This is a genomic window from Streptomyces altiplanensis (assembly GCF_053591575.1).
The window spans coordinates 1-6,728 of sequence record NZ_JBSFUB010000036.1 but is presented as its reverse complement, the minus strand read 5'-3'; the positions used below and the strand labels follow the sequence as shown (position 1 = coordinate 6,728).

Below are 6,728 nucleotides of genomic sequence, written 5' to 3'. Positions count from 1 at the left end.
AGGAGTCTGTGGCGGCGTACGTCCCACAGTTTGACCGTACGGTCCACGCTCGCCGACGCCAGCAGCCGCCCGTCCGGCGAGAGCGCCGACTGCCATGCCTCGGCGAAGGGACGCGCGGTGAGCGCCGCCCTGTCCAGGTCCCACAGCACCACCGACCGGTCGAAGCCCGCCGTGGCCACCACATTGCCGCCGCTGACGGCGGCCCCCAGTGCGTAATCGGTGTGCCCGGCCAGCGTGGCGGTCACCCGGTGGCTCGCGGTGTCCCACACCTTCGCCGTGCCGTCCCCGCAGGCGCTCACGACGATGGTCCCGTCCGCGCCGTACGCCACCGCGTTGACGTCGTCGCTGTGCCCGGTGAGCGTGGCCCGGATCCGGGGGCGGCGTGCGTCCCAGAGCTTGACCGTACGGTCCGCGCCGCCCGAAGCGACGCTGTCCCCGTCGGGGCTGAAGGCCACCCCCAGCACGCCGTCGCTGTGCCCCCGCAGCGTCGACCTCGGCGTCGCCCGCACCTGCCGGCCGGCCACGTCCCAGAGCATGACCGCACGGTCGGCGCCGCCCGACACGACGCTGCGTCCGTCGGCGCTGAAGGCGACCCCGTGCACGTCGTCCCCGTGCCCCCGCAGCGTCGCCCGCAGCCGCCGGCGCTCCACGTCCCACAGGCGCACCGTACGGTCCGCGCCACCCGACACGAGGCTTTGCCCGCCCGGGCCGAAGGCGACCGACCGTACGGCGCCGCCGTGGCCCAGCAGCGTTCCGGCCGGCCGGCGGTCCGTCACGCCCCACAGGCGCACCGTCCCGTCGGAGCCCGCCGACGCGATCAGCCGCCCGTCGGGGCTGAACGCCACGGCGATCACCGGACCGCCGTGGCCCGTGAGCGTGCCCACGGGGCTGCGGTGGTCCGCCCCCGCCCACAGCCGTACCGTGCCGTCCGAACTGGCCGACGCCAGCAGCTTGTCGCCGGGGCTGAACGCGACGTCGTTGACCGGTCCCGTGTGCCCGCCGAGCCGGCCCGCGAAGTACCGCGCCTGCGTGCTGAGCAGCGCGCCGCGGGCCTCGGTGGTCGGCGCGGTGCGGTACGCCTCGGCCGCCAGCCGCATCGATGCCTCGGGCTGCCCGGACGCCAGGGCGCCGGACCGCACCGCCATCGCCTGGGACTGGGCGACGCGGCGCTCGTCGAAGGCCCGGGACCGCTGGTGGAACGCCGCCGTGCCCGCGAGGAGCGCCAGGACCAGCAGCGCCGTGAGCAGCGCCAGCAGCCTGCGGTGGGTGCGGGCCTGGCGCCGCTCGGCCTGCTGCCTGTTCGCCTCCTCCGCCCGGCAGGCGTCGAGGAACTCGGCCTCCTGGCCCGTGAGTTCGGCCCTGCGGCCGGTCCGGTCCGCCCATTCCCGCGCGGCGGCGAGCCGCGTCCCCCGGTAGAGCAGCCCGGCGTCGCGCCCCTCGCGCACCCACTCGGCGGCGGCCTCGGCGAGCTGCTGGTGGACGAGCAGCCCGGCCCGGTCGGCGCCGATCCAGCCGCGCAGCCGGGGCCAGGCACGCAGCAGCGCCTCGTGGGTGATCTCCACCGCGTCGCTGTCGACGGTGATGAGCCGGGCCCGTACGAACGCGTCGAGCGCCGCCTCCACCCCGCGCCGGTCGGGCAGTTGCGCGAGCATCCCCTCGCGGCTCCCCCTGCGCCGGGTCACCGCGTCGCCGTCCCCGCCCCCGGCGGAACCGCCGTCCCCGGCGCCGACCTGGACCAGCCGCACGAGCACCCGCCGCGCCATCTCCTGCTCGGCGGGGAGCAGCCGGGTGAACACGTCTTCGGCCGTCCGCGCGACCGCCCCGTGGATGCCGCCCGTCGTCTCGTATCCCGCGACGGTCAGTGTGCGGTCCGTACGCTGCTGCCAGGTGACCAGCAGCGCGTGGGCGAGCAGGGGCAGCGCGCCGGGGGACGCGGGCGCGAGATCGTCCTGGCCGCCCCGGCCGGTGCCCCCGGCCCCCACGTCGCGCAGCAACAGCCCGACCAGGCCCGGCTCCAGGGACAGCCCCGCGCGCTCGGCCGGCCGCGTGATGGACTCGCGCAGTTCGGCGCCGGTCATCGGGCCGAGTGCGAACAGGCCGTGCGAGAAGACGGCCGCCAGCTCCGGGTGGTCGAGGCACCGGCCGCTGAAGTCGGCCCGTACACCCAGCACCACGACGCCCGGCGGCCGGCCGGTGTCCCCCTCGGCGGGGGTGGCGAGAGCGCAGAGCGCCGAGACGAAGGCGCGCCGCTCCGCCTCGTCCGCGCACAGCGTGAACGTCTCCTCGAACTGGTCCACCAGCAGCACCAGCCGTCCCGGCCCCGCCGCCAGCAGGGGCCGTACGGCGTCGGCGAGCTGCCGGGGCCGCGCCCGCAGCGCCTGGGGGCCGACCCCGGGTTCCGCCCCCAGCGCCCCGGCCACGCACCGCAGCAGCTCCTTGAGCGGATGCGCGGTCGGCGTGCACACCACCACCGGCCAGCCGCTCGACCCCTCGACCGGCAGCGCGCCGCGCCGCAGCGCCGGCACCAGGCCGGCCCGCAGCAGCGACGACTTCCCCGCCCCCGAGGACGCGACCACGGCGAGCGGCCCGCTGCCGGCCCGTTCGGCGAGCCGCCCGACCAGCTCGGCCGTCGCCCGCTCCCGTCCGAAGAACCACTGCGCGTGCTCGGGTCCGAAGGCCGCGAGACCCCGGTAGGGGCACACGGCGTCGGCCGGCCCGGGCAGCGGCGGCGCCGTCGGCCGCCGTGCGGACGGTACGCCGGCCGCCAGCCGCACCAGGCGGCCGCCCGCGTCCAGTGCCTCGTCGCAGCGCCTGGCCACATCGGGTGTCGGCGGCTTGCCACCGTTCTCGATCTTGCTCAGATAACCCTTGCTGTAGTGGATCGACCGGGCCAGCGCCGTGAGCGAGATACCGCGCTCGCTCCGCAGACGCCGTAGTTCTTCCCCGAAGGAGCATGCGCCCCGGACCCCGTCCATGCGGGGCACCGTACAGGCCCATTACGGTCAGTTTCCTTACCTGGTAAGGCTTTTGCCTGAATTCTGGCCGCTGCGGCTTACGAGCCCCGAGGGCGGGGTAGGCAACCGGATCCTCACGCCGTCCGTGTCCGCGCGACCAGCAGCGCCAGCAGCGCGCCCGCCCCGCACAGCGCGCCGGTGCCCAGCCACAGCGGATCGTACGAACCGAACGCGTCCCGGGCCACGCCGCCCGTGAACGCGGCCAGTCCCGCGCCCAGTTGGTGCGCCGCCCCGGTCCAGCCGAACACGATCGCGCTGTCCTCGCCGTACAGCTCCCGGCACAGCGCGAGCGTCGGCGGCACCGTGGCGACGTCGAGCAGTCCGAAGAGGACGACGAACGCGACCAGGGGCGCCCCGATCTCCGCCGTGAGCAGCAGGGGCAGGACGAGCAGGGTGAGGCCGCGCAGTGCGTAGTACGCGGCGAGCAGGCGCCGCGGGTCCAGACGGTCGGTCAGCCAGCCCGACGCGACGGTTCCCGCGACGTTGAAGACGCCGATCGCCGCGAGCAGCGACGAGGCGGCCGTGGCGGGCATTCCGTGGTCGTGCGCCGCCGGGGTGAAGTGCGTCCACATGACGCCGTTCGTCGACGCGCCGCAGATCGCGAACGTTCCCGCGAGCAGCCAGAAGGGACCGGTGCGCGCGGACCGCGCGAGCACACGAACGGTCCGCCGCGCCGCCCCGGGAACGGGCGCGGGCCGTTCCCGGGAAGCACTCGCGGTGTGCTCCGCGGCTCCGTACGGCCGTAGTCCGACATCCTTCGGACCATCGCGCAGCAGCAGGAGTACGAGCGGCAGGGCCACCAGGACCACCACGGCGAGCGTCACGGCGGCGGCGCGCCAGGCGTACCGCTCGACGGTCCAGGACAGCAGCGGCAGGAACGCGAACTGCCCGAACACGCCTGCCGCGGTGAGCACGCCGGTGACCAGCCCCCGGCGGCGTGCGAACCAGCGGTCGGTCACGGTCGCGGCGAACGCCATCGCCATCGATCCGCAGCCCGTACCGACGAGGACGCCCCAGGAGAGCACGAACTGCCAGGGCTCGGTCATCGCCGTGGTGCACAGCGCGCCCGCCGCGACGGCCGCCAGGGCGCCGCCCACGACCCGGCGCATCCCGAAGCGGTCCATCAGGGCGGCCGAGAACGGCGCGGTCAGGCCGTACAGCACCATGTTCACGGACGCGCCGAGCCCGATCGTGGAGCGTGACCAGCCGAACTCCCGGTGGAGCGGGCCGACGAGCAGCCCCGCCATGGTGGTGAAGGCCCCGGCCGCGACGATCGCGACGGCGGCGACGGCGGCGACCAGCCAGGCCCGGTGCACCCGTGCCCGTACCGGCGGACGTTCGTGCGGACTCCTCGTGAATCGGATCTCGACCATGCGTCCGACCCTGCGTCACTGGTCCGGCCCGCAACAGTGGCGAGATCGCCATGGTATGAAAGAATCTCGCCATGCCGACCTTCCGGAGTTCAGGAAATCCGCACCGTGTCGCCGTCCTGGTGCGCGACGGGCTGCTCACCATGGAGCTGGGCATCGTCCACCGGCTGTTCGGACAGGCCGTCTCGTCCGGCGGCGAGCCTCTCTACGAGGTCCTGACCTGCACACCGGAGCCCGGTGACGTCCGCACGGACGCCGACGTCACCGTCCGCGTCGCGCACGGTACGGACATCCTCGCCGAGGCCGACACCGTGATCGTCCCGGCCTCCGACGAGGACTACACGCCCCGCGCCGCCCCCCACCTGCCGCCCGGGCTGGCGGAGGCGATCGCCCGGATCCGCCCCGGCGCGCGCATCGCCTCCATCTGCACCGGTTCCTTCGTCCTCGCGGCGGCCGGACTGCTCGACGGCAAGCGGGCCACGACGCACTGGCGCTCCGCCGCCGACCTCCAGCGGCTTCACCCGGACGTGCGCGTCGACCCCGGCGTGCTCTACACCGACGAGGGCGGCGTGCTCACGGCCGCCGGCGTCGCCTCCGGCGTCGACCTGTGCCTGCACATGATCCGCGCCGACCACGGCTCACGGGTGGCCAACGAGGTGGCCCGCGGCACGGTCGTCCCGCCGCACCGCGACGGCGGCCAGGCGCAGTACATCCCGCGCCCCGTCACCGCCGCGCACCGTTCTTCCACGGAGCCCGCCCGCACCTGGGCGCTGGCGCATCTGGACCGCCCCGTCACCCTGCGCGAGCTCGCCGACCGCGCCGCGATGAGCACCCGCACCTTCTCCCGCCGCTTCTGCGAGGAGGCCGGGCAGACACCACTCCAGTGGCTCACCGGACAGCGCGTCGACCGCGCCCGCCACCTGCTGGAGGAGACGGACCTGCCGGTCGACCGGGTGGCGGCGGCGGTCGGCTTCGGCACTGCGGTGTCGCTGCGCCAGCACCTGCATGCCGCGTTGGGCGTCTCGCCGAGCGCCTACCGCGCGACCTTCAGGGGCGTGACGGCGACGGATGCCGACGGGCGCGGTCCGGCTTAGCCTGAGAAGGCCCGTACGGCGCGTACGCCCGTACAACGAGGCGAGGAGCCAATGTGAAGCCGGATGCCAGCATCTCCTACCACGAGGTGGTCTTCAGGGACCGGGCCGCGGGATACGCGTTCCTCACCCGGTCGACGGCCACCAGTGAGAACACCATCGAGTGGGACGACGGCAACACGTACCCCGTCGTCGATGTCGAGATCTCCTCGGAGAGCCACCCGTTCTACACCGGCAGGGCCCGGACGGTGGACACGGAGGGACGGATCGCGCAGTTCGAGCGGCGGTACGGGCAGGGAGGACAGGAGGGGGAGGGCGGGCAGGGCGGGCAGGACGGGAACGGCGGGCATGACGGCCGGGGCGGTCCGGCCGGTCAGGGCCAGTCGCCCGGCTAGCCGAGGGTCACATGTCTTCCAGTTCCTCGTCGAGCACTTCGAGCTCGTTGTCCAGGCCCTTGAGCTCGTCGTCCTCGTCGTCCTCCTCCGGAGCGTCCGGATCGATGTCCGGTTCCTCCTCGGAGAGAAGCTGGTCCAGCGACTCGCCCCGGCGTGCCTCTTCCGCGGTGTTGCCGAAGAACTCCGCGGGCGACCAGTGCTCGGGGGGCGCTATGCCCGCGTCGAGCGGGTCGTACTCCAGGTCGTCGCTCTCGAGGGTGTCCTGCGCGTCCAGGACGCCGTCGTCCTCGGGAGGAATCACGTTGTCTTCGCTCATGTGTTCCACTCCGTGCCTTGTCCGGCCCGATGGTGCTGCCCATGATGCCCACGCTCCCGCAGGCGGGCGCCCCTCGCATCCGGAACGGAAGAACGGCACAGGGGGCACAGGGACGAGGGATGTTCACCGCATGCGGTCCCGGTACGCGGGAACCAGAATGCCGATCGACCGATGAAACAAGGAGGCGGTATGAGCGAGGAATCCGTTTCGAAGCTGAACCCGGCGGAGGCGACTCCTGACAGGCTGCTGCACACCGGCGCCACCGACGACGTCACGCCCGAGGACCTGGTGCTTTCCTCGGGACGCGACGTGACTCCGGAGACCCTGGAGTGGGCGCGGCGCCGGCTGGAGAAGGAGGGCCGCTCGGCGCTCGACATACAGCTTCCTTAGCTGCCGCGACAGCCACCGTACTCACGCACTTCGCCCCGCACAGACCGTTCTGTGCGGGGCGGCATGGTCGGCTACCTCGGGTACGACGTCGTACGCCGCCTGGAGAAGATCGGCGAGCACGGGCGGGACGACCTCGAACTGCCCGAGCTGAC

General features: G+C 74.0%; 6 protein-coding genes and 1 pseudogene. 4 read left to right on the top strand and 3 right to left on the bottom strand.

Features of this window, described 5'->3' with window-relative positions:
• Together ACWD0Y_RS17760 and ACWD0Y_RS17755 are read right to left on the bottom strand one after the other, a co-directional pair.
• A partial coding sequence (locus ACWD0Y_RS17760; RefSeq protein ID WP_450261268.1) for an nSTAND1 domain-containing NTPase occupies window positions 1-2,975 on the bottom strand: 2,975 nt, incomplete at its 3' end.
• A gap of 113 nt (window positions 2,976-3,088) precedes the next feature.
• Complete coding sequence (locus tag ACWD0Y_RS17755; protein ID WP_450261267.1) at window positions 3,089-4,387, bottom strand: MFS transporter; 1,299 nt, start codon at window positions 4,385-4,387, stop codon at window positions 3,089-3,091.
• Between the two features lie 71 nt (window positions 4,388-4,458).
• On the opposite strand from ACWD0Y_RS17755, the gene ACWD0Y_RS17750 reads away from it, so the two are divergent.
• Window positions 4,459-5,478 (top strand): GlxA family transcriptional regulator, encoded by a 1,020-nt coding sequence (locus ACWD0Y_RS17750; protein WP_450261266.1) that lies wholly within the window; start codon window positions 4,459-4,461, stop codon window positions 5,476-5,478.
• A gap of 53 nt (window positions 5,479-5,531) precedes the next feature.
• A pseudogene (locus tag ACWD0Y_RS17745) lies at window positions 5,532-5,795 on the top strand (type B 50S ribosomal protein L31); the annotation flags it as partial.
• An 82-nt stretch (window positions 5,796-5,877) separates the two neighbouring features.
• Here ACWD0Y_RS17745 and ACWD0Y_RS17740 read toward each other — a convergent pair.
• A complete protein-coding gene (locus ACWD0Y_RS17740; RefSeq protein WP_450261265.1) occupies window positions 5,878-6,186 on the bottom strand; it encodes a hypothetical protein in 309 nt (102 codons plus the stop codon).
• Between the two features lie 189 nt (window positions 6,187-6,375).
• On the opposite strand from ACWD0Y_RS17740, the gene ACWD0Y_RS17735 reads away from it, so the two are divergent.
• Window positions 6,376-6,576 (top strand): hypothetical protein, encoded by a 201-nt coding sequence (locus ACWD0Y_RS17735; RefSeq protein ID WP_093802747.1) that lies wholly within the window; start codon window positions 6,376-6,378, stop codon window positions 6,574-6,576.
• The coding region (locus ACWD0Y_RS17730; protein WP_450261312.1) for a hypothetical protein at window positions 6,577-6,728 on the top strand (152 nt) is incomplete at its 3' end.

Coding starts and splice junctions, on each gene's coding strand:
- ACWD0Y_RS17755 (WP_450261267.1), bottom strand. CDS start 4,387: ATGGTCGAGATCCGATTCACGAGGAGTCCGCACGAACGTCCGCCGGTA.
- ACWD0Y_RS17735 (WP_093802747.1), top strand. CDS start 6,376: ATGAGCGAGGAATCCGTTTCGAAGCTGAACCCGGCGGAGGCGACTCCT.
- ACWD0Y_RS17750 (WP_450261266.1), top strand. CDS start 4,459: ATGCCGACCTTCCGGAGTTCAGGAAATCCGCACCGTGTCGCCGTCCTG.
- ACWD0Y_RS17740 (WP_450261265.1), bottom strand. CDS start 6,186: ATGAGCGAAGACAACGTGATTCCTCCCGAGGACGACGGCGTCCTGGAC.